The organism is Arthrobacter sp. NicSoilC5 (genome assembly GCF_019977395.1).
Classification (GTDB): Bacteria; Actinomycetota; Actinomycetes; order Actinomycetales; family Micrococcaceae; genus Arthrobacter.
In genome coordinates, this window is record NZ_AP024660.1 from 3,021,624 (window position 1) to 3,042,828 (window position 21,205).

Here is a 21,205-nt window from a genome sequence, read left to right on the forward strand (position 1 = left end):
TTACGCGCCGAACTCAACGCTCTCGGTGGTCCAGGCCCGTGCCTGGTCGCTCAGTGTGACGCCCAGGCCTGGGCGGTCGGGGACGATCATCCGGCCGTCCTTGGTTTCCAGGCGCTCGTTGAATAAGGGGTCCAGCCAGTCGAAGTGCTCCACCCAGGGCTCGCGCGGATAGGCAGCAGCGAGGTGGAGATGGATCTCCATGGCGAAATGCGGGGCAAGTCCCAGTCCGCGCTCGTCCGCAAGGGCGGCGAGGCGGAGGAATTGGGTGATGCCGCCGACGCGAGGGGCATCGGGCTGGATGATGTCGCAGCCGTTCGCGGCAATGAGGCCCTTGTGCTCGGCCACGGAGGCAAGCATTTCGCCGGTGGCAATAGGGGTGTCCAGGACCTGCGCCAGGTGGGCGTGGCCTTCGAAGTCGTAGGCGTCCAGCGGCTCTTCAATCCAGACAAGGTCGAATTCCTCGAGGCGGCGGCCCATGCGCAGGGCGGTGGCGCGGTCCCACTGCTGGTTGGCGTCCACCATGAGCGGAACGTCAGGGCCGATGTGGTCCCGGATTCCGGCAACGCGGCGCAGGTCTTCCTTGCTGTCCGGCAGGCCTACTTTGATCTTGATGCCGCCGATGCCCTCCTCGATCGATTGGGTGGCGCGTGCTTTGACCTCCTCCAGCGTGGCGTTCAGGAAGCCGCCGGAGGTGTTGTAGGTCCGCACGGAGTCGCGGTAGGAGCCAAGGAGTTTGGCCAGCGGCAGTCCGGCGCGCTTGGCCTTGAGATCGTACAAAGCGATGTCGACGGCGGCGAGGGCCTGGGTGGCGACGCCGGACCGTCCCACGGACGCGCCTGCCCACAGGAGCTTGGTGTAGATCCTGGCGATGTCGTTGGGGTCCTCGCCGATGAGGCCTTCGGCAACTTCCTTGGCGTGCGCGTACTGGGCCGGCCCTCCGGCACGCTTGGAGTAGCTGAAGCCGATCCCTGAATGGCCCAGTTCGGTGGTGATCTCGGCGAACAGGAAGACCACCTCGGTCATGGGCTTCTGCCGGCCGGTGAAGACCTTGGCGTCGCTGATGGGAACGGTGAGGGGAAGCCTGGCGGTGGACAGCCTGACGTGCCGGATGAAGTCGACGGTGCTCATTTAATCTCCTAGGGCGGGGCGGGCTCCTTCGCCCACCCTCTTAGGATATAAGTCACATACTTGTATTACAAGTATGTGAGGCCGTCCGTGCGATGCGCCACTTACGGTGCACGGCCGGAATAGCTGCAGGCCAGGAGGCTGTTGACGCAGGCATGAAGGCGATTACTTACAGCAAATACGGCAGCCCCGACGTCCTTGAGCTCACCGAGCAGCCCATGCCGAAGGTGGGACCCGGAATGGTCCTGGTCAAGGTCAAGGCGGCTTCGGTAAACCCTGTGGACTGGAAGATCATGGCCGGCTACCTGGATGCTGCGATGGACCTGCAGTTCCCGGCGGTCCCGGGATGGGACGTGGCGGGCGTGGTGGAATCCGTGGGAATCGATTCCCAGCAGTTCAAGCCCGGGGACGAAGTCATTTCCTACGGCCGCAAGGATTATGTCCACGGCGGCAGCTTCGCCGAATACATTGCCCTTCCTGAAAGGCTCCTGGCCCGAAAGCCCGCCACTCTCGAATGGAACGAGTCCGCAGGGCTCCCGTTGGCCGGATTGACTGCCTACCAGGTCCTGAACCGCCTTGGCCTCGCGTCCGGCGAGACCGTGCTGATCCACGGCGGGGCCGGCGGCGTGGGATCCCTGGGCATCCAGATCGCTGTGGCCCTGGGCGCCCATGTCATTGCGACGGCGTCGGAAAAGAACCACGATTTCCTCCGGTCCCTGGGCGCGCAGCCCATCACCTACGGTGACGGCCTTGCCGACCGGGTCCGGTCCCTCCGCCCGGACGGTGTTGAGGTGGTTGCCGATTTTGTCGGCGGCAATCTTGAGGCCACCCTCGCGGTGCTTGCCGACGGCGGCAGGCACGCCTCCATCGCCGACAGTGACGTGGAGGAACATGGCGGAACCTGGATGTGGGTAAGCCCTGTGGGCGCCCAACTCCGGGAGCTCGCGGACCTGGTGGACAAGAGGAAGATGCGGGTGGAGGTCGCCGAGGTATTCCCGCTGGACCGGGCCGCCGATGCATTCCGGCTCAACATGGCCGGGCATACCCGCGGCAAGATTGTTGTGGCAGTGGACCAAACTCCCTGAGGTCCGTGAGGGCCGCTAGGCCCTGATGGCTCCGAAACCGGCAATCAGGGCCTCGAGCCCAAGCTGGAAGGCGGTATCGGCCGGGCGACCACGGTCCTGCCCGGCCGGCCCGTCCTGCCCGTGGGCCGAACTCCGCACGGCCGCGGTGAAATGCGGCGTGGATTCCGCCATGGAGCCGGAATCGAAGATGTCCTCCGGTGCCGTGACGTCGTACGCAGAGCCGAAAATAAACGACTCCAGCGCCACGATGGCGGGAACAATGCGCTCCCGGGGGAACCCGGCGTCGAAAAACCCCTTGCTGACGGTTTCGTACATGGCAAGGGTCTGGGGGGCGTCCGTCACCGGCAGGACTGCGATAACGGGAATGAGCGGGGTATGTTCGGCGAAGACATCCCGGTAGCTCCACGCCCAGGTGCGGACGGCGTCTTCCCAGCTGCCGCCCCCGAAACCTGAGACGTCCACCAGTGACATCAGGTGGTCCTCCACCAGGAGCAGTACGTCCTGTTTTGATTTCACATGGTTATAAAGGGCGGAAGGTGCCACGTCGAGCACCTTGGCCAGCGCCGCCATGGTCAGGCCGTCATAACCTTTCCGGCTCACCAGTTCCAGGGCGGCTGCCGTGATCCCCGCCTTGTCCAGCACTGCAGCCGACGGCCGGCCTGCCCGCCTCCTCTGTGCGCCGCCGTTGCTGGCGGAGCGCCCCTGTGCGGCTGATACTGCCGGCATTGCTGCCCTTTCGTCGGTGTCCCCTGCATTATTCCATCCAGCACTTCCGCTCCCGGCAGGCACCGGCTATAGTTCTAGCTAAATGAATGGCATTCATTTAGTGGTCCCCGTCACCAAGGGGGCCGCAGAGAGGACATCATGCTGAACCTGAACCGCGACGTCGTGGTCGTTGGAGCCGGGCCGTCCGGACTCACCGCCGCCCGTGAACTGAAGAAGGCCGGCCTCACCGTCGCCGTGCTTGAGGCCCGCGACCGGGTGGGCGGCCGCACCTGGACCGACACCGTTGATGGGGCCATGCTCGAAATCGGCGGCCAGTGGGTCTCGCCGGACCAGACCGCCCTCCTGGACCTGCTCCAGGAACTGGGCCTGGAGACCTACCCGCGCTACCGCGACGGGGAGTCCATCTACATCGGCGCCGACGGCTCACCCGTGCGCTACACCGGAGACACCTTTCCGGTGGACCCGGACACCGCCGTCGAAATGGACCGCCTGGTGGCGCTGCTGGACGGACTCGCCGCGGAGATTGGACCGACCGAACCCTGGGCGCACCCCAAAGCGCGTGAACTGGACACCATCTCCTTCCACCACTGGCTGCGGCAGAACTCGGCCAATGAGGAAGCCTGCAGGAACATCGGCCTGTTCATCGCCGGCGGCATGCTCACCAAGCCCGCGCACTCCTTCTCCGCCCTGCAGGCCGTCCTGATGGCCGCCTCGGCCGGCTCCTTCACCCACCTGACGGACGAGGACTTCATCCTGGACCGCCGCGTGGTGGGTGGAATGCAGCAGGTCTCGCTGCTGCAGGCGCAGGAACTGGGGGAGGACGTGGTCCTTGGCTCCCCGGTCCGCACCATCAACTGGGAGCCGGATGCCGACGGCGGCCACCGCGTCACCGTTGAATCCGACCGGGCCACGGTGAACGCCCGGTTCGTCATCATGGCCGTGCCGCCCAACCTCTACTCCCGTGTCTCCTTCAGTCCGCCGCTGCCGCGCCGCCAGCATCAGATGCACCAGCACCAGTCCCTGGGCCTGGTCATCAAGGTGCACGCCGTCTACAGCACCCCGTTCTGGCGGGACAAGGGACTTTCCGGGACCTGTTTCGGGGCAGACGCCCTGGTCCAGGAGGTGTACGACAACACCAACCATGGCGATGCCCGTGGCACGCTGGTGGGCTTCGTCTCCGATGAGAAGGCCGACGCCGTTTTCGAGTTGAGTGCCGAAGAGCGCAGGAAGGCGATCCTTGACTCGATCGCCGGTTACCTGGGCGCGGAAGCCCTGGCGCCGGAGGTCTACTACGAGTCCGATTGGGGCTCTGAGGAGTGGACCCGCGGCGCCTATGCCTCCAGCTATGACCTGGGCGGACTCCACCGCTACGGCAAGGACCAGCACGCCCCCGTCGGCCCCATCTACTGGTCCTCATCCGATCTCGCCGCTGAAGGCTACCAGCATGTGGACGGCGCCATCCGCATGGGCCGCATCACCGCGGCGCGCATCGCGGAAGTTGCCAAGGTTCCCGTGGCATCCGGCTGGTAAATAAGCATGCTTACTAATAGGCTGGCGACGGGGAGCGTCCCCGACTTTTCGACGAACGAGGTGAGGCATGACTGACGCCCAGAGCATCAGCAAGGTTACGGAGATCATCAACGATTCCAAGATCGGAATGGTCACCACCATCAACGAAGCAGGCGCCCTCGTCAGCCGGCCGCTGGCGGTCCAGGAGGTCAAGGACGACGGCGACATGTGGTTCTTCACGGGCCTTGGCACCTCGCAGGTAGCGCACGTCCAGGCCGACCCGCGCGTCAACGTCGCCTTTGGCAAGAAGACCGAATGGGTGTCCGTTGCCGGAACCGCGGAAGTGGTCACGGACCGGGCCAAGATCCACGAGATGTGGAACCAGGTTGTTGAAGCATGGTTCCCGGACGGTCCGGACACGCCCGAGGTGTGCCTGCTGCGGGTCGATTCGGATTCCGCCGAGTACTGGACCAGCCCGGGCGGCACCGCTGCCACGGTGCTTCAGTGGGTGAAGTCAAAAGTCACCAACAGTCGGATGAGCGTCGGCGAAAGCGGCACTGTGGAGCTGTAGCGCAGGCTGTTGACTGGGGGCGGGGCGGCTACTGCTGCTCCGCCCCTTTCAATGCCTCCAGGACTGCAGGCAGCAGCACGTCATTGCGGCCCCACACAGGATCCAGGATCTCCACATACCAGGAATCCGCGAGCAGGAGGGCCAGCGCATCGTTGGTCTCCCCGGCCCAGTCCTGGATCTGGGCCTCCTCCACGGGGTTCTCGCTGGAGCCGAGGACCGTGGTGATCTCTGCTCCGGCCAGGGTCACGGGAATGGCGGCGCTGCTTGCCTCGCCGGGAGCGTGGACTACCGTCACCAGCTCCGTGCGGGTGGAAAGTGCCAGCAGGCCCCGCGCAGTTTCGGCGCTGCAGAAGCCGGTGACGTACTGCCGCTGCGCCGCCCCATCAGCCAGGATGCCCGGCTGGGACTCCTTCGTGAACAGCCCGCTGCGGTTCAACTCTGCCAACGGCGCGGCCAGTGGCTCCGTCTCGGCGTCGAACGCCGCAGCGAAGTGGCCCGGCTGGTACGAACTCCCGCCTTCCAGCCACCGTGCCGTCAGCTCACCGGCGGCCTCCAGCGTGGTGGCTTGCCGCCAGACCCCGCGGTCCTCCAGCAGCCGGCCGTACTCGTCGTGGACAGGCAGTTCCTCAGGCTTCATCTTGGGATGCTATCGCCGGGCCTCCGCGCCGATCCAACCTCTTCGACACAGCAGTTAACTTCAGCCGGCCTGCTTCATTGGCATGGCCGCCGGAATTCCCGCCGCCCGTTCCGCTGCTGCGAGCGATGCAGCCAGGCTTCCGACGGCGTCCGGGTAGCCCTTGTGCGTGGCGGTCCGCAGTTGGTCCGCGGTCCGCATGGCCTTGATCAGTGCCGACGTTTCCGGCAGCCGCACGTCGGTCAGTGCCGGGTAGTCGATGCTGCAGCCGGGATCCAGTTCGTAGCGCCGCCAGCGGACTATGAGCTCATCATGCTGTATCCGGGCGGCCTGATGCGCGGAGAGCTGCTCCCGGTATTCACGCCGGGCGGCGCGCCACGCCAGGAACTTTGGGCTGCCCCGGTAGGCCGCAAGGCCCGAGGCCGCAGCTGCCCCGGCCAGCACCAGCCCCGCCCAGGGAGAAACCAGGGCCGGGATCAGAAGGGCCGGAAGCGCCACGCAGGAACCGAGGAACAGATCCCAAAACAGCTGGTCAGGAGCCTCCGGTGCGCGTCCTGCGGGTGCCAGGGACCGTCGTCGTACAACGAAAACCGTGGCGGCGACGCTGGCAACCAGCACGGCACCGCACAGCAGGACCACCCCCGCACCTTGAAGCAGTCCCTGGGTCAAGGACTCCGCCACGACTGACATCCTGCACCTCCCGCGCCCGTCATTCCCCACAAAGACTTGGCCCCGGCCGGAAAGCCCGGGCTGGTCCTTCCATTGGACCGTCTTCCAGGCACAGCGTCAATGGCTGCAAAATGCGGAGGCAGGCACTCCAAAGGGCGCCATGATGGGCGGTAGCGTGGGACCATGCGACTCAAAATGTGCAGCATCCACGTCCAGGACCCCGCGGCCGCCCACGCCTTCTACACCGGCACGCTCGGCTTTGACACCCTCATGGCCATGCCGGAGTACAACCTGTACATCATCAAGGATCCGGGGGCGGCCGACAGTTCGGTGGGGCTGCTCCTGGAGCCCAGCGACAACCCGATCGGCGCCAGCTACATGAACGCCGTGCGTGAGGCCGGCCTCCCCGCCATCGTTTTCGGGGTACCCGATGTCCAGGCAGAATATGACCGCCTGTCGGCCGCCGGGGTCAGCTTCAAGACTCCGCCCACCACGGACTCATTTGGGACCAGCGCCGTGTTCGACGACGGCTGCGGCAACTACATCCAGATCCACCAGGACTGACGGACCGGGATGCAACAGAAGCTTGTCCGCGCATCCGGACGCTGAGGCTCCGGACGGGCGAACAAGCTTCTGAAAGGGCGGCGGTGCAGGCTAAGCCTGGGCGCGGTCCTTCTTTGCCTGCTTCTTCGCGGCCTCGTCCTTGACCCGCTGGGCCTCGGCACGGACTGCAGCGTGCGTGGCGCGTTCGGTGACGAGCCACTGCGGGGGAGCCTGCAGCAGCGCGGTGATCTCCGCCGTCGTGAGCGCTTCTTCCACGCCGCCGCGTGCCAGGCCGCTGATGGACACGTTCAGCTTCTGGGCCACCACGGGGCGGGGGTGCGGCCCATTGCGGCGGAGTTCGGCAAGCCATTCCGGCGGGTTGGCCTGGAGTTCGGCGAACTCCTCACGGGTAATGGTTGAATCCTGGAACTCCTGCGGGGTGGCCGGCAGGTAGATGCCAAGTTTCTTGGCAACGGTGGCCGGCTTCATGGACTGGGAGTTTGCAGAGGTCATGCTTCAAGGGTATCCGGGCGGCGGGTACTGTGAAGACGTGCCCGCCGACAATGCCCCCATGCCTGATGCCCAGCCCGCCCCCGACGAGGCGGCGCCGCGGGTGCTGCGCGTCGCGTATGTGGCAGGGGTGACGCCGGGAAAGTGGATCCGCCGCTGGGAAGAGCGGATGCCCCATATTCCCCTTGAAGCATTCATGATCGACGACGGCGTGCAGCGCCAGGTGCTGGATGGCGGCCGGGCTGACATGGCCTTCGTCCGCCTTCCGATTGACCGGGACGGCCTCAGCGTCATCCCGCTCTACGAGGAACAACCCGTGGTGGTTGCCCCCAAGGGCCACGAGATCTCAGTGTTCGAGGAAGTGGCCCTTGCCGACCTTGCCCAGGAGTCCTTCCTCGATGCTGCTGCCTTAGGCGGCCCGGAGACGGCGCTCCAGGTGGTGGCCTCCGGGGCCGGGCTGCTGGTCCTCCCAATGTCAGTGGCGCGCCACTTCAACGTCAAAGACACCGTGGCGCGCAGGCTCACCGGGGCGGAGGAGAGCGAAATCGCCCTGGCCTGGCCCGCGGAGGCCACGGACGACGTGCTGGAGGAATTCATTGGCGTGGTGCGCGGCCGCACCGCCCAGAGCTCCCGCCAGCCCTCCGCCCAGCCGCAAAAGGTGAAGAAGGAACCCAAACCGGACCGCCGCGGCACCGGAACCAAAAAAGCGCCCAAGGTGGCCCAGCGCTATGCCCCCAACCCTGACAAGGGCCGCGGCAAGGGATCGCGGAAGAAGGGCAAGCGCTAGCCCCCATGAGCCCACCAGGCACCTGGTTGTTGACCGGATAACAGAAAGCCGGCCCCGCATGATGCGGAGCCGGCTTTGCTGCAGTCCGTCGCTGCCCGCGCGGACTAGGTGTTTTGGATGGTGTCTTTGGCGTCGGTTGCGCGGTCTTTGACGTCGGTGGCTGCGTATTGGCCTTCGGTTTTGACGTTTTGGGCGGCGTCGGTGGCGGTGGCCTTGACGTTTTCCATGGCTTCCTGGGCGGGTTCCTTGAGGTCCTGGGCCATGGTTTTGGCGGCGTCGGTGACCTGGGTTGCCAGGGGCTGGGCTGCGGTTTTGAGTTGGTCCGCGGCTTCGCGTTCTTTGTCGCTGGCCGGGATCAGGGAGGAGATCAGCATGCCGGCGCCGAAGGCGATGAGGCCGGCGGCCAGGGGGTTGCCGGCGGTTTTGGCTTTGACCTGGTCCGGGGCGTGGGAGACGGCCTGGCCGGCGTCGGAGAGTTTCGCGGAGACGGTGTCTGTGGCCTGGTGCAGGTTGTCGCCTGCGGTGTGCATGGCGTTGGTGGTGTGCCCGGCTCCGGTGGCGGTGGTGTCGTGGACTTTGGTGCCGGCGGTGTCTGCTGCTCCCATGATTTTCTCCTTCACCCCGGTCACGGCGTCGCGGACCTTGTCGGTTTGGCGGTGGACGATGTTGGACGGGGTGACTTTGTCGGCCACGGCGTCCACGTTGGTGCCCAGGCGTGCCCGGGTGGCTTCTATGTCTGCGCGGATGACGTCAGGGTTGTCGCTCATCGGTTTACCTCACCTGGTTTTAGGGTTGGGGGAATTTCTGAGAGGGTTTCGCCGGTTTGGGGCAGGCCTTTGATCTGTTTGAGTTCCTTGCGGCCGGTGGAGGCCAGGACGGCGGCGATGATGGCCCAGATGACGGCGACGATCAGTGCGGCCCAGCCCAGGGCCATGATGGCGCCCAGGGCCCACATCAGGGCCAGGGAGAGGAAGAGCAGGACGAAGTGTCCGCCGATCCCGGCGCCGGCGAGCATGCCGGCGCCTTTGCCTGCGCGGGAGGTGGATTGTTTGAGTTCGGCTTTGGCCAGTTCCACTTCCTGGCGCATCAGGGTGGACAGGTCACGGGTCACGTCCCCGAGCAGGTCACCGAGTGAGGCGTTGTCCGCTTTCACGTGCGCCGCGCTGGGCGGCGGCTCCGGAATCTGGCTACTCATCACAGACCACCCGTGCCGTGCCGGCCGGTGCCCGGGGTACCTTCAGTGCCGAACGTCCCGTCGCCGGAGTACACGCCGTTTTCGGCGCGGTAGGGGTCGTCCTCGAAGCGAAGCGGAGTCTCTTCGGGTGTTCCCGAAGGCAGGGTGCTGGTGGACACCGGGGTGGCACTGCCCACTACCGGCTCAGCAAAGAGGTCGTCGGTGCCTGCGGCATAAACGGTCTCCTGGCGAAGCGGCGCTGCCGGGGCTGGCTGCGCGGCGCGGTGCTGGCCTGAACCCTGGGCCGTATTGGAACCTGCAGCCTGTCCCGATGTTTCGGGTGCACCTGCGGTGAGTCCGCGGGTGAGGCGTCCGGCGAGGACGCCGGCGCCGGCGGCGAGGAGCAGGAAGGTTCCGGGGCGGTTGCGGGCGAACCGCTGGACCTCGTTCAGGAGGTCGCCCGGCTCCCGGTTTTCCAGCCAGGTGGCCATGGAGGAGGTGCGTTCTGCGGCCTGGCGGACCAGGTCGCCGGCCATGCCCTGCTGGTCCGGGGCGTTGGCCATGCTGTGCAGCTGGGTGGAGATGTTGCGGATGCCTTCCGCGGCCTTCTGCTGCTGGGTGCCCGCCTGGCTGGTGAGGCCGGACTTTGCCTGGTGCAGCAGGTCCTGCGCATTGGCCTTCGCATCATGCGCCACGTTCGCGGCTTCTTCCTTCGCCGTCTGAGCCACATTCTGTGCGGCGGATGCGGCCTCGCCGGCAACGTTGGATGCCTGCTCCCTGGCTGCCTGGGTCTTGGAGGTGTCACCCAAAGTGGTGGGGTAGGAGGCCTGCCGGGGAGCTGCCTCCGTTGCGCCGTACGGATCGGCGATGGCCGGATCGTCAGCGGTGTGCGGGGTCTGGGGCCATTGGTTCTCTGTCATCTTCGCTCTCTTTCAGAAAGGGTTAGCTGGCGATCAAGAACCAGCAATGCTGGCGAGTTAGTAAGCAAGGTTACTAATTAGATACTAAGCACACTTCCCATTTGGATTGCAAGGGGCAGTGCTGCAGTTTCGAAGTCCCGGGGCCGCCCGGCGATGCGGTTAAGTTGCCGCTGGATAGTAAGCCTACTTGCGAATATGTTGCTAAGCATGCTTATTGTAGTGGTGTAGCGACGCAGGGTGACCAGCACTTCGCCACCTACAGGAAGGCCGCGGCCGATGACCAGCAATCTCGATCCCGACGCCCGGAGCAGCTACCGCCTGATCACTTTGGCGGCCCGGCTCATCCAGCGGCGCCAGGACGATGCACTGGCCCCCCTTGGCCTCACCCGTGCCGCAGTTATTGCACTGGAAGGCCTGACGGGGGGCCCACTGAACCAGGAACAGCTTGCCGATGCGATCAGGGTCCAGAGCCAAACACTGGGCCGGGTCCTGACCCGGCTTGAGGGCACAGGACTCATCACCAGGACCCGGCACGCCTCGGACCGCCGCCAGCTGAAAGTGGAGCTGACGGACGCCGGCGTTGCCGCCGTCGAAGCGGCGCGCCAAGCGGAGATCAACGCCTATCCGGACGATCCGGACATCGGGTGGAAGGAACTCCGGGAGGAACTCACCAAGTTTGTCCGTGCCGTCCCACTCAACCGCGAAAGCGGCGTGGTTCCGTTTGCTCCGCCGGAACACCGGGGCGGACACCGTCCCCAGACCGGGCGGGCAGCCGGAATCCGTGGCTGGGAACAGCCACACCAGAACTGACAGGGCTGCGGGCGTCTTGCCATGCCCCGTGCGTGGGGTTGGGCAGCACCGGACAGGCAGCAGGGCTTACGACGACGGGACGTCCGGTCCCGAGGACCAGCGCAGCAGTGCCGCGATATGCACGCCCTTGGGCAGGACCGGTCCCGGAACCAGGAGAACGCGGGCGTCGGTGAGGGCGGCTGCGCGAAGCAGCGCCGCCGGGGCCGGCACTTCTCCCAGGATGCGGGCAGCCAGGGCTTCTTCCCGGGCTGTGGCAACCCACGGTTCGGCGTCCAGGGCCAGCAGGGTCCGTCCGGACAGGGCGGCATCATCAAAGATCAGGACGTCCGCCTGTGCCTGCTGGAGTGCATGCACCACCGCTCCGATGCCATGGGCTGCCTCGGGATTGGCCTGGCCCTCCTGGACGGCCAGCCTGTCCATGACAGCCTGCTGCTCCTCCGCCCACAGCTCAGCAACGTGCTGGTTGACGTGGTCCTCCAGGTTGGCGCTGCCAGCCCCGGCGGTGTGGGTGTGGGACTCCACCTCCGACACCAAAGCCCTGCCGGCTTCGGAGAGGTTGTCCTTGACCAGGCCCCTGGCACGGATGTCGCCGGCCAGCACGATGAGCCGGGCGCCGCTGGCGTTGGCCACCCTGTCGATTTCGCCTGCCACTTCGTCCGCGTTACGGCGCCAGACGTCTTCGGTGTGGTGCTGGAACCGCAATTCAGACCAACCCCCGCCATGGAACTTGTGCACGTGTTCGGATTCTCCCTCCACGTCCTGTACGAAGGCGGGAATCCTGGCTCCGGCCCGGTACAGCCGGATTTCACCGTGCTCCCGGCTTACTTCCGCCACAACGTAGGCAAGGTCTTCGGGCCGGTGCTTGACCAGCGGCAGCAGGTCCGGGACGGGCTCCACTGCGAGCCGCTCCGGCATGACGGGATCGCCGGGAAGCACCTCATTGACTACGGCCTTCCCTGCGTGGACCAGGACGAAGCGTGCCACGGGGGAGGGGATCCCGGCGGCCGGCTGGAGGGCCTGCTCCATTGCCTCGACATCGGCGGAGGTTGCCCCCTGCGCTTCAAGCCGGGCGCGGGTATTTCCGGCCCTGACATCCCCGGCTTCAAGGGTGTCCACTGTTCCGGTTCCCGCGTCCACGTAGGCCGTGCACCACGGGCCGGGAGTGCGGTAGAGATCGGCATATTTCTGCAGGTTCGTGGTCATTTTTCCTCCTCCCCGATGCGGGGGCCCGAGGTGGTTTTGCCGCGTTCCGCCATGACGATCTCCTTCGCGCGTGGCGTACTGCCACAGGCTTACTGGTTCGTCATTTCACCGTAGCAGCGGTGATCCGGGCGCTGAAGGGCCTTCCGGCCCCTTGCCGGTCAGCCGCGGCAGGCGTCCTGCAGGGCCCGGACTGAGTCTGCCGGCACCTGGTCCCCGGCCTCCGCAATCCGGCCCAGAGGCGTCGTGATCTCTGCAGGAACCCCTGCCGTCCGCGCGGCCGACACCAAGCCCGCCAAAGCCTGGCGGTCTTCGGCGCTGACCAGGCCGTCCTGGACCACTGCGCAGATTTGCCGGTTGACTTCCTGCGCGGCGGCCGAGGCCGCCCTGGAAGCGGCGTCGCTTGCCGCGGTGCCTGCGGCTTCCCCCACGGCGCCGCACCCCGTCAGCAGCAGGGCGGCGGCAAGGGCAGTGGCGGCGACGGGGCGAAGAGTCATGCCTCCAGCGTACCGGCGGCCTCTACCGGCGTGCCGGTACCCCGAGGATGCTGTCCAGCAGGGCGTTGCGGAACTTGCCCTCGGGGTCATGGCCGGCCGCAAAGGCCCGGAAATCGGCGAAGCGCGGGTACAGCGCCTCCCAGTCATAGCCCTCCGGCGTGAACAGCTTGCCCCAGTGCGGGCGGGCACCGAAGGGCCGCAGGGCTTCCTCAAGGACCGGGAGGAAGCCTTCCACCTCAGGCTGCAGCGGTTTCCACGTGAAGTGCAGCGCAGCGCTTTGCTGCCGGTAGAACGGGCTGAGCCAGAATTCGTCGGCGGCGCCGGTGCGGATTTCCGAGACGAACAGCAGCGGGGCAAGGTCTTCGGCCAGCGCGCGGACTGCCTGGAGGGCAGCGGGGGCGTGCTCCAGGGGAAGGATGAACTCGCTCTGGAGTTCGTCTCCGTTGCTTGGGGTGAACTCGTGCCGGAAGTGCGGGAGCCGGTCCAGCCACAGCCCGGGTTCGTCCAACTGCGCCGTGCAGTTCTCCGCTGACATGTCCGGCAGGGGGTGCCGGGGATGCAGCGCGGCGGTTGCCCCGAAGAGGTTTGGAAGCGGCTCCTCCCCGTCGAGCGCTTTGAGCCATACCTGGTTGATGCTGCTGCCCGCGTAGTCCGTAAAGAGGCTCACGCTGTAGGCGCTGGACACGATTCCGGCGAAATCTCCCAGGGCGTTGTCCCACGGCAGGTCCTCCAGAACCCGCTGGCGCATCCTGAAGCTGGGCCGCACCGCCAGTTCCAGCCCGGTGACAATGCCCAGGGCCCCGATGCCCACCACGCTTGCCAGGAACTCGTCGCCGTCCTCCCGGGTCAGCGTGACCTGCTCTCCGGAGGCCCGGACCAGGTCGATGGATTCCACGGCACCGGCGAGGGCCGGGTTGTTCACACCGGACCCGTGCGTGCCGGTCTGCACCGCGCCTGCCACCGAGATGTGCGGCAGCGAGGCAAGGTTGTGGATGGCGACGCCGGCATCCTCAAGCGTCCGGCAGAGCGCCCCGTAACTCACGCCGCCGCTGACGCGCACTGTTCCGCGGCCGGAATCCAGCTCCACCTGCTGCGGCAGCGCATCGAGCAGCACGTGCACGCCGTCGGTGTCTCCCACCCGGTTGAACGAGTGCCGGGACCCCAGGGCCTTGATCCGCGGCGAAGCGGCCACGATGGATGCCAGTTCCGCTACTGATTCCGGCCGACTGACATCCGCGGAGGAGTATTCGAGGTTTCCTGCCCAGTTCTTCATCGAGTGGCTTTCGCTTGGCATCGGTTTCCTCCCACTGTCAGCGCTAACAATCGAGCCTGTCAAGGCGCTTCCGCTGTGTGGGCGGGGATGTCCCGTGGCCGTGATCCGCCTGCCCGCGGGCAGTCCGGGGCAGTCCCGCAGGCAGGCGGACACCAACGCCGTCCAGTCAGGAGCTTCTTTCGTTGCGGGGTGTGGTGGTGCGGGGTGTGGTGGTGCGGGGCGGGGGCATGCGGCGGCTCCCGGTTGCTTCGATGGCCGCGGCCAGCCGGAGCAGGCCGGTATCGCTGTAGGCTTTGCCGGCGATGGTGAGGCCCACCGGCATGGCGATGTCCGCCGCGATGCCCATGGGAACCGTGACCGTGGGGATGCCAAGGTGCCGGGGGACCAGGTTCCCGTTGGCCACCCATACGCCGTTGCGCCAGGCGGCGTCCGCCGAGGCCGGGTTGGTGTCCGCGTCCGCCGGGGCAACATCGGCCGCCGCCGGGAACACCACGGCGTCCAGGCCCAGCCGGTCCATCCATTCCTCCAGGTCCACCCGGCGGGTTTCCTCCAGCCCTGCCAGGCCCGCGGGCAGGTGCGGAATGTCGGCCAGGACGGGCACGCCGTGCCCGCGGATCCAGCCGGGATAGTCGCTGATGTCGTCATCGAAGCCGTCGTAGCGGTCCGGAAGCGCCCCGTCCGGGGCCGGGAAGATGGCGGAACCGTCGACGTCGGCAAGGCGGTTCAGCTGCGGGTCCCCGTTGGCCTCCAGGAAGTCATTCCACGCCCAGGCCGACAGGTCCACGATTTCCCGCCGCAGGTATTCCGGGGACACCAGCCCCCGGGTGGCGATGGTGGGCGCGCCGGGCCGGTCGCCTTCGTAGTTGGAGACCACGGGGAAGTCCACCTCCACCACGTCGGCGCCTGCGGCTTCGAGGTCGCGGCGGGCCGCGTTCCACAGCTCCATGATGGATGCGCGGGTTTCGATCCGCTGCCCTGTGGACCCGCCGATGCCTGGCGCTTCGGCAGTGCCGGCCTCCGGGTCCGCGTTGATGTACATCCGCGGCACGCCCAGCCGCTTCCCGGCGAGTACGCCTGCCGCCGCGGCGGCGTCCGGAACGGCGAGGTCAAGGTACGACGCCGGCCGGACGGTGGATGCCTTGGGCACCGGGATCCAGGGCTGGACACGCCAGAAGTCGCCGCGTGGCTCGGCGTCGTCCGCCACCACCACGTCCAGGACCTCCAGCAGGTCCGTCATAGTGCGGGTGTGCGGAACCACGACATCCATGGTGGGCACCAGGGGCCAGTTCCCACGCACGGAGATGACGCCGCGGGAGGGTGTATAGGCGCACAGGGCGTTGTTCGATGCCGGGGCCCGGCCTGAGGACCACGTTTCCTCCGCCAGTCCGAAGGCTGCGAAGCTCGCCGCAGTGGCCGTGCCGGACCCGTTGGATGACCCGGAGGCAAAGGCGGCCGGGAGGAAATCGGCGTTGTAAGGGCTCTCCGCCCGCCCATATACTCCGCGTTGCATACCTCCGTTGGCCATGGGCGGCATGTTGGTCAGCCCGATCAGGACGGCGCCCCCGGCCCGCAGCCGTTCGATGGTAAAGGCGTCGCGCTGTGCCACCAGGTCCTTGAACGCGGGTGAACCGGCAGCCACGGTAAGGCCTTTGACCTGGTAGCTGTCCTTTGCGGTGTAGGGGACGCCGTCCAGGGGGCCCAGCGTGAAACCGGCGGCACGGCGGCGGTCCGACTCCTGCGCCTCGGCGATGGCCTCGGGGTTCATCACGACGAGCGAGTTCAAACATATTCCTGATGAGTCATATTTCTCGACGCGCGCCAAATAGAGTCGGACCAGGTCTTCGGAAGTGACCACCCCCGCGTCAAGGGCTGCCCGGAGCCGGCCAATGCCGGCCTCCACCACGTCGAAAGTCGCCCCAGCGGCCAACTGTTGAGTGGCCTGTGCCTGCTTCATGCTGCATCGCCTTCGCGCCGGGCCGGCTGCTGCTGGGTGATGCAGTGGATGCCGCCGCCGAAGGCGAAGATGTCCCGGGCATCCACCAGTTCCACCGTGCGTCCGGGGTAGGCGCGCTCCAGGATGCCGGCGGCGATGGTGTCATTCGGATCGTTGAACCCGCAGAGCACCACCACGTTGTTGGCCACGTAGTGGTTGATGTAGGACCAGTCCACCCAGCCCTCTTCATCCCTGAGCGTGGTGGGGGCTGGAACGTCGATGATGCGCAGCGGCCGGCCCTGGGCGTCCAACTGCCCGGCAAGGACTGCCTTCAGCTGCAGATAGACGGCGTGGTCCGGGTGGGCGGGATCATCCTGGCGGTGGAGCAGGATGGTTCCCGGGCCGGCAAAGGCGGCCACGATGTCCACATGGCCGCGGGTGCCGAACTCGTCATAGTCCCGGGTGAGCCCGCGGGGAAGCCAGATGGTCTTGGTGGTGCCCAGGGCTGCATGGATTTCCGCCTCGACGGACTCTTTGGTGGCGCCGGGGTTTCGGCCGGGATCGAGCTGCACCGTTTCGGTCAGCAGCACCGTGCCTTCACCGTCCACATGGAATCCGCCGCCTTCGTTCACCAGGGAGCTTCGCCTGACTGGCACATTGGTGCCGGCTGCCACGCTCCGGGCTACGTCCTGGTCCTTGGCCCAGGCAGCCCAGTCCTGTGCGCCCCAGCCATTGAAGATCCAGTCAACTGCGGCGAGTGAACCGTCCGCCGCATGAACGAACGTGGGGCCGCTGTCCCGCAGCCAGGCGTCGTCCAGCGGAACGGCCAGAACGTCGATGCCCTGGCCGAGCCATTCCCGCGCGGCGGTGGCATCGCGCGGATCGGCGACGACCGTAACGGGCTCGTACCGTGCGATGGTCCGGGCCACCTTGGTCCAGGCGGCCCGCGCACGGTCCAGGGTGGAGCTTCCCACCGGCCCGAAGGTCTCGTTTGGCGGCGGAAAGGCCATCCAGGTCCGCTGGTGGGCGTCCCACTCGGCGGGCATGCGGGACGCGGTACTGACGGCCGCGTGGCCAGGGGCGGCGCTGCCACCGACTGCTGTCGAATAAATGAATGCCATTCATTTATTATGGGGACGGCGCCGTGCGCACGCAAGGGTTTTTCAAACCTGGCGCGTAGTGGTCCGGTCGACGGCCGCCAGGATGGCGCGTGCCAGTTGCTCCGGTTTGGTGAACTGCGGCCAGTGCCCGGTGGGCAGGTCGATGTACTCGACATCCCGGACCTTGGCCAGTTCCGCGACGAACGGATGCCCCGCTGCGATCCATTCCCGGATCATGGCGGACGGGAACTCGCAGGCGATCACGGTGGCGGGGACTTCGTAGCGGCGCTCGTCATGCAGCTGCTGCTTGCCGTACGCCACGCCCCGGGGCTCCGGAACGGCACGGTCACGGAAGGCCTGGCGAAGCCCCTCATCGAGATCCACCAGGTCGGCATCGTCAAAGTCCTCCCAGGGAGGCAGGGGGACGTCATCCCCAACGGCCGGCAGTTCGTCATTGATGACACCGCCTTCACCGAGCGGTCCGCTGTCCACGTACACGGCACGCGCCACCTTGTCCGGCCGCGCATCCACCGCGCCGTGGATGATGGCACCGCCACCGGAATGGCCCACCAGGACCACCTTGCCGGGGAGGCCGTCCAGGAACTCCACCACCGTGTCGATGTGGTCCTGCAGATTGATGCCCGATCTGGCGGCGTCCACGGATTCCTTCCCCGGGAGGGTGAGGGGGTGGGTCCGGTGCCCTGCTGCCTCCAGGGCAGGGGTCACCTCCTCCCAGGATGAGGCGTCCAACCAGAAACCGGGAACCAGGATGATGTCCATGACCGAACCCTACTCCCCGCCCCCACGCCGGAATACGGTCCTACCGCTTCGGCTTGCGGTCCTTCCCCGCGGTCCGGCCTTGGCGTTCCGTGGCCTCGCGTTCCGCCCAGCGCTGCGATTTTCCGGCGGACACCACCTTCTGGTGCCACTCCCGGTGGTAGGCGCGCTGGGCGGCGACGTCGGAGCGGCGGGCCAGCGCGGCCAGTTCGCGCTGCATCTTCAGGTACGAGTTCCAGCGCCGTTCCTCCAGGACGCCGCCATCAATCGCTTCCCGCACCGCGCAGCCGGGCTCACCGCCGTGGGCGCAGTCCGCGAAGCGGCAGCCGGCGGCCAGTTCCTCCACGTCGCCGAACATCCCGCCCAGGCCTTCGCCGGCGTCGAACAGCCCGAAACCCCGTACACCGGGCGTGTCCATCAGCACCGTGCCGTTGGACAGGGGTACCAGCTCGCGGGCGGTGGTGGTGTGCTTGCCCTTGAAATCCCCGGACCGCACCTCCCCGGTCTGCTGGACCTCGCGGCCCACCAGCGCATTGATCAAGGTGGATTTTCCCGCGCCGGACGGACCCAGGAGCACGATGGTGCCGCCGGGCTGGATGCGGGACATCAGTTCGTCAACCCCGTCGCCGTTTTCGGCGGATGTGGTGACCACTTCCACGCCCGCTGCCTGCAGGATGACTTTCCCGACGACGTCGTCCGCCACATCAGCCAGGTCCGCCTTGGTGATGATCACCAGCGGGGTGGCACCGGAGTCCCACGCGGCAACGAGGGTGCGTTCCAGCCGGTTGTGCGTGAGCGGCCGGTCAACGGGCACCACCACCCCCACGGTGTCCATGTTCGCGGCCAGGACCTGTTCCTCGGAGGAATCCTCGAACGCGCGTTTGCGGCTGAGCTCCGAGCGGCGGGGAAGGACTGCCAGGATCTGGCGGTTACCGGCCCGGTTGGGGCCGATCCAGACCCAGTCGCCGGTGACGGCGGGCTCCCCGGACAGCGGATACGGCAGGTGGAGCAGTCCGTCCCCGGCGGCGACCAGCAGCAGGGTGCGGTCCACGCGGACCACCCGTCCGCGTTCCGTGGCGCCGGGGCAGGGGTTCTGGTGGAAGTGGCGGGCGACGGCGGGGGTGTAGCCGTAAGCGCCGGGGCCGCCGGTTGGTTGGTTGGTACTTGGGGTGTTGTCCAGGGGGTTGCCTGAAGAATTGTGCACTGTGGTTTCCTTGCGGGGTCCCCGGTGCAACAGCGCTGCTGCGGACAGCTGCCGACAGGTCAGGCGGGTGCAGCCGGGAGGATGGATGATGGGGTGGGTGCGGAGCGCTCTGGGCGCGCGGCAACTGCAGTCATCAAAACCACCTCCATTCCCTCGCGGGTTCACCGTCTTCCTGCCGGGGACGGCAGGGTGCGAACGGTCCCACTCTAGCGCCCGTCGCCGTCGGGGGCCATGGTTGAATGCTGCCTGCTAAGGGCGACCAGCGTAGTGCCCTCGCTCCCGGTAGCGCATCACCGCCTCGGCGTTGCCGCACCGCGCCGAGCAATAGGCGCGCCGTCCGCCGCGGCTGGTGTCGGCAAAAACCTTCGGGCAGCCGTCCCTGGCACAGGTACCCAGCCGTCCACCCGCAGCCTCCGTGATGAAGATGGCCAGGCCGCCGGCCGTGAGGGCACGCACGCGTTCCACCAGGCTGTCGCTGGTTTCAGCAAAGTGAAGGTGCGGGCCCAGTCCGTCGTGGACCGTCAGGAAGACCCGCTTGACCCCCTGTTCAAGCAGTGCGTTCACCGTGGCGCAGCGGTCCTTCTCGCTGTCCGACTCAAAGACAGCGCGCAGGCGTGTTGTCCAGTCCCGCAGGAGCGCTTCCTCGAACGCGCCCACCTGCGGATTGTGGAAAAGGTGGGCCGCCAAAAGGTCTGCCAGCGCACCTTCGTCCCAGGCTCCGCCGCCCAGCATGTTGACGAGTTCCTCCGCGACCCGGACGCCGGACATGTTGTCATGGTTGAACTGCATAAACCCATGACACCACACTGGGCATGACGGCGGGCTGCCCCAGGGGGTCCTGCCACACCCCACGTTTTCCTGACCAGGAGCCACACCTTTGACCGCCACCGCCGAAACCGCCCGCTCCCTGCAGTCCCGGATGCGCAGGACGCTGGTGTCCGCCCAGATCTTTTCCGGGCTGGGCAATGGCTCCACGCTCGCCTTGGGTTCGATCCTGGCCGTGGATTTGTCAGGCCCGAGGCCTGGGCAGGCTCAGTCAACACGTCCCTGACGCTGGGGACGGCAGTGACCGCCATTCCGCTGGCGCAACTGGCGCTCTCCCGCGGCCGCCGTTTTGCCCTTGCTTCAGGGCTTGCCGCTGCGATTGCCGGTACCGCCCTGATGGTGGGTGCCGTGATCACGGGGCTCTTCGTCCTGCTGCTCGGGGGTGCCTTCCTGGTGGGCGTGGCTTCGGCAGTGAACCTCCAGGCCCGCTTTGCGGTGACGGACCTGGCCGAACCCGCGCACCGCGGGCGGGACCTTTCGCTGGTGGTGTGGGCCATCACCATCGGGGCAGTAGCCGGCCCCAACATGGTGGGTCCCGGCGCGCTGGTGGCCGGCTGGCTGGGGATTCCTGCCGCAGCAGGGCCGTTCCTCATCTCGGCAGCCGGCATGGTCATCGGTGCTTCGATTGTGTGGGGCTTCCTCCGGCCCGACCCGCTGCTGACCCGCCGCACCATGGATGGTCCTGATTCCGGTGACGGTGTCCGGCGCCGGGGCGCCCTGCAGGCCGGATGGCAGATTGTACGGGAGAACCGCACCACCCGCGGGGCAGTGGTGGCGGTGGTGGCTGCCCATGCGGTGATGGTGGCGGTGATGTCGATGACTCCGCTGCACATGCAGCACCAGGCAGGCGAGGCCGCGGGCCACCCGGACACCATTGCGCTGATCGGGCTGACCATCTCCCTGCACATTGCCGGAATGTACGCCCTGTCACCGCTGGTGGGGTGGCTCACGGACAGGATGGGCCCCGCGCGGATGGTGTTGGCGGGCCTGGCAACCCTTATGGCTGCGGTGGCGGTGACGGGATTGGCGCCGGAATATCCGGCGGCCGTGACTACCGGGCTGGTCCTGCTGGGTTTGGGCTGGTCCGCCACCACCGTGGCCGGATCCACGCTGCTCGTCGCTGCTTTGGCACCCTCCCAGCGGATCCCCGCCCAGGGTTTTTCGGATGCCGCCATGTCCCTCGCGGCAGCGCTGGGCAGCGCGGCCGCAGGGCCGGTCATGGGCATGACCGGGTACTCGGGAATCAGCGCCGCCGCCGCGGTCCTGGTGGCCGCGGCGGCGGTAGCCCTGCTGCGGCTTCCGGAACTGGGCCGCTGAGCGAGGGAAACCCGAT

General features: G+C 67.2%; 24 protein-coding genes. 8 read left to right on the top strand and 16 right to left on the bottom strand.

Going from position 1 to position 21,205, the window contains the following annotated elements:
• A complete protein-coding gene (locus tag LDO22_RS14110) occupies window positions 1-1,128 on the bottom strand; it encodes a mandelate racemase/muconate lactonizing enzyme family protein (RefSeq protein ID WP_224023975.1) in 1,128 nt (375 codons plus the stop codon).
• Between the two features lie 152 nt (window positions 1,129-1,280).
• Between LDO22_RS14110 and LDO22_RS14115 the strand changes: the two genes are divergently transcribed.
• Complete coding sequence (locus tag LDO22_RS14115) at window positions 1,281-2,210, top strand: NADP-dependent oxidoreductase (protein WP_224023976.1); 930 nt, start codon at window positions 1,281-1,283, stop codon at window positions 2,208-2,210.
• Between the two features lie 15 nt (window positions 2,211-2,225).
• On the opposite strand, the gene LDO22_RS14120 is transcribed toward LDO22_RS14115, so the two are convergent.
• Window positions 2,226-2,936, bottom strand: a complete 711-nt coding sequence (locus tag LDO22_RS14120; RefSeq protein WP_224023978.1) for a TetR family transcriptional regulator — start codon at window positions 2,934-2,936, stop codon at window positions 2,226-2,228.
• A gap of 138 nt (window positions 2,937-3,074) precedes the next feature.
• Here LDO22_RS14120 and LDO22_RS14125 point away from each other — a divergent pair, with 138 nt between their 5' ends.
• Entirely contained in the window at window positions 3,075-4,466 is a 1,392-nt protein-coding gene (locus LDO22_RS14125) for an NAD(P)/FAD-dependent oxidoreductase (RefSeq protein ID WP_224023980.1), read from the top strand.
• Window positions 4,467-4,533: 67 nt separating this feature from the next.
• On the top strand, window positions 4,534-5,016 hold the full coding sequence (locus tag LDO22_RS14130) for a pyridoxamine 5'-phosphate oxidase family protein (protein ID WP_159629334.1): 483 nt from the start codon (window positions 4,534-4,536) through the stop codon (window positions 5,014-5,016).
• Between the two features lie 28 nt (window positions 5,017-5,044).
• On the opposite strand, the gene LDO22_RS14135 is transcribed toward LDO22_RS14130, so the two are convergent.
• Entirely contained in the window at window positions 5,045-5,653 is a 609-nt protein-coding gene (locus LDO22_RS14135) for a hypothetical protein (RefSeq protein ID WP_224023982.1), read from the bottom strand.
• Window positions 5,654-5,713: 60 nt separating this feature from the next.
• The gene (locus tag LDO22_RS14140; RefSeq protein WP_224023984.1) at window positions 5,714-6,340 is read right to left on the bottom strand and encodes a hypothetical protein; all 627 of its coding nucleotides are present in this window, start codon (window positions 6,338-6,340) and stop codon (window positions 5,714-5,716) included.
• Window positions 6,341-6,502: 162 nt separating this feature from the next.
• Here LDO22_RS14140 and LDO22_RS14145 point away from each other — a divergent pair, with 162 nt between their 5' ends.
• A complete protein-coding gene (locus tag LDO22_RS14145; protein WP_159629328.1) occupies window positions 6,503-6,883 on the top strand; it encodes a VOC family protein in 381 nt (126 codons plus the stop codon).
• A 90-nt stretch (window positions 6,884-6,973) separates the two neighbouring features.
• Here LDO22_RS14145 and LDO22_RS14150 read toward each other — a convergent pair whose 3' ends face one another.
• Window positions 6,974-7,375, bottom strand: a complete 402-nt coding sequence (locus LDO22_RS14150; protein WP_159629326.1) for a DUF5997 family protein — start codon at window positions 7,373-7,375, stop codon at window positions 6,974-6,976.
• Window positions 7,376-7,433: 58 nt separating this feature from the next.
• On the opposite strand from LDO22_RS14150, the gene LDO22_RS14155 reads away from it, so the two are divergent.
• A complete protein-coding gene (locus tag LDO22_RS14155) occupies window positions 7,434-8,159 on the top strand; it encodes a LysR family substrate-binding domain-containing protein (protein WP_224023986.1) in 726 nt (241 codons plus the stop codon).
• 104 nt (window positions 8,160-8,263) lie between these two features.
• Here the strand turns inward: LDO22_RS14155 and LDO22_RS14160 are convergent, their stop codons facing one another.
• The 3 genes from LDO22_RS14160 to LDO22_RS14170 are packed head-to-tail and all read right to left on the bottom strand — an operon-like array spanning window position 8,264 to window position 10,253.
• The gene (locus LDO22_RS14160; protein ID WP_224023988.1) at window positions 8,264-8,926 is read right to left on the bottom strand and encodes a DUF3618 domain-containing protein; all 663 of its coding nucleotides are present in this window, start codon (window positions 8,924-8,926) and stop codon (window positions 8,264-8,266) included.
• Window positions 8,923-9,354 carry a phage holin family protein gene (locus LDO22_RS14165; protein WP_224023990.1) on the bottom strand — a complete coding sequence of 144 codons (432 nt, stop codon included), beginning with the start codon at window positions 9,352-9,354 and terminating at the stop codon, window positions 8,923-8,925. The genes LDO22_RS14160 and LDO22_RS14165 overlap by 4 nt, the downstream gene beginning before the upstream one ends.
• Complete coding sequence (locus LDO22_RS14170) at window positions 9,354-10,253, bottom strand: hypothetical protein (protein ID WP_224023992.1); 900 nt, start codon at window positions 10,251-10,253, stop codon at window positions 9,354-9,356. The genes LDO22_RS14165 and LDO22_RS14170 overlap by 1 nt, the downstream gene beginning before the upstream one ends.
• A gap of 276 nt (window positions 10,254-10,529) precedes the next feature.
• Between LDO22_RS14170 and LDO22_RS14175 the strand changes: the two genes are divergently transcribed.
• Window positions 10,530-11,063: a MarR family transcriptional regulator gene (locus LDO22_RS14175; RefSeq protein WP_224023994.1), complete on the top strand. Its 534-nt coding sequence runs from the start codon at window positions 10,530-10,532 to the stop codon at window positions 11,061-11,063.
• Window positions 11,064-11,129: 66 nt separating this feature from the next.
• Here the strand turns inward: LDO22_RS14175 and LDO22_RS14180 are convergent, their stop codons facing one another.
• From LDO22_RS14180 to LDO22_RS14215, 8 genes are all read right to left on the bottom strand, one after another.
• Window positions 11,130-12,266: a Vms1/Ankzf1 family peptidyl-tRNA hydrolase gene (locus LDO22_RS14180; protein WP_224023996.1), complete on the bottom strand. Its 1,137-nt coding sequence runs from the start codon at window positions 12,264-12,266 to the stop codon at window positions 11,130-11,132.
• A 158-nt stretch (window positions 12,267-12,424) separates the two neighbouring features.
• Entirely contained in the window at window positions 12,425-12,760 is a 336-nt protein-coding gene (locus LDO22_RS14185) for a hypothetical protein (protein WP_224023998.1), read from the bottom strand.
• Window positions 12,761-12,782: 22 nt separating this feature from the next.
• The gene (locus tag LDO22_RS14190) at window positions 12,783-14,033 is read right to left on the bottom strand and encodes a D-arabinono-1,4-lactone oxidase (RefSeq protein ID WP_224027246.1); all 1,251 of its coding nucleotides are present in this window, start codon (window positions 14,031-14,033) and stop codon (window positions 12,783-12,785) included.
• A 166-nt stretch (window positions 14,034-14,199) separates the two neighbouring features.
• Window positions 14,200-15,987 (bottom strand): amidase, encoded by a 1,788-nt coding sequence (locus tag LDO22_RS14195; protein ID WP_224024000.1) that lies wholly within the window; start codon window positions 15,985-15,987, stop codon window positions 14,200-14,202.
• Window positions 15,984-17,087, bottom strand: a complete 1,104-nt coding sequence (locus tag LDO22_RS14200; RefSeq protein WP_224024002.1) for an agmatine deiminase family protein — start codon at window positions 17,085-17,087, stop codon at window positions 15,984-15,986. Before LDO22_RS14200 ends, LDO22_RS14195 begins: the two co-directional genes overlap by 4 nt.
• Before the next feature lie 42 nt (window positions 17,088-17,129).
• Entirely contained in the window at window positions 17,130-17,846 is a 717-nt protein-coding gene (locus LDO22_RS14205) for an alpha/beta hydrolase (RefSeq protein WP_224024003.1), read from the bottom strand.
• A gap of 40 nt (window positions 17,847-17,886) precedes the next feature.
• Window positions 17,887-19,047: a ribosome small subunit-dependent GTPase A gene (gene rsgA / locus LDO22_RS14210; protein WP_224024005.1), complete on the bottom strand. Its 1,161-nt coding sequence runs from the start codon at window positions 19,045-19,047 to the stop codon at window positions 17,887-17,889.
• Between the two features lie 249 nt (window positions 19,048-19,296).
• Window positions 19,297-19,836, bottom strand: a complete 540-nt coding sequence (locus LDO22_RS14215; protein ID WP_224024007.1) for a CGNR zinc finger domain-containing protein — start codon at window positions 19,834-19,836, stop codon at window positions 19,297-19,299.
• Window positions 19,837-19,924: 88 nt separating this feature from the next.
• On the opposite strand from LDO22_RS14215, the gene LDO22_RS14220 reads away from it, so the two are divergent.
• Window positions 19,925-20,098, top strand: a complete 174-nt coding sequence (locus tag LDO22_RS14220; RefSeq protein ID WP_224024009.1) for a hypothetical protein — start codon at window positions 19,925-19,927, stop codon at window positions 20,096-20,098.
• Window positions 20,099-20,112: 14 nt separating this feature from the next.
• Window positions 20,113-21,189: an MFS transporter gene (locus tag LDO22_RS14225; protein WP_263422182.1), complete on the top strand. Its 1,077-nt coding sequence runs from the start codon at window positions 20,113-20,115 to the stop codon at window positions 21,187-21,189.
• Window positions 21,190-21,205 lie beyond the last annotated feature (16 nt).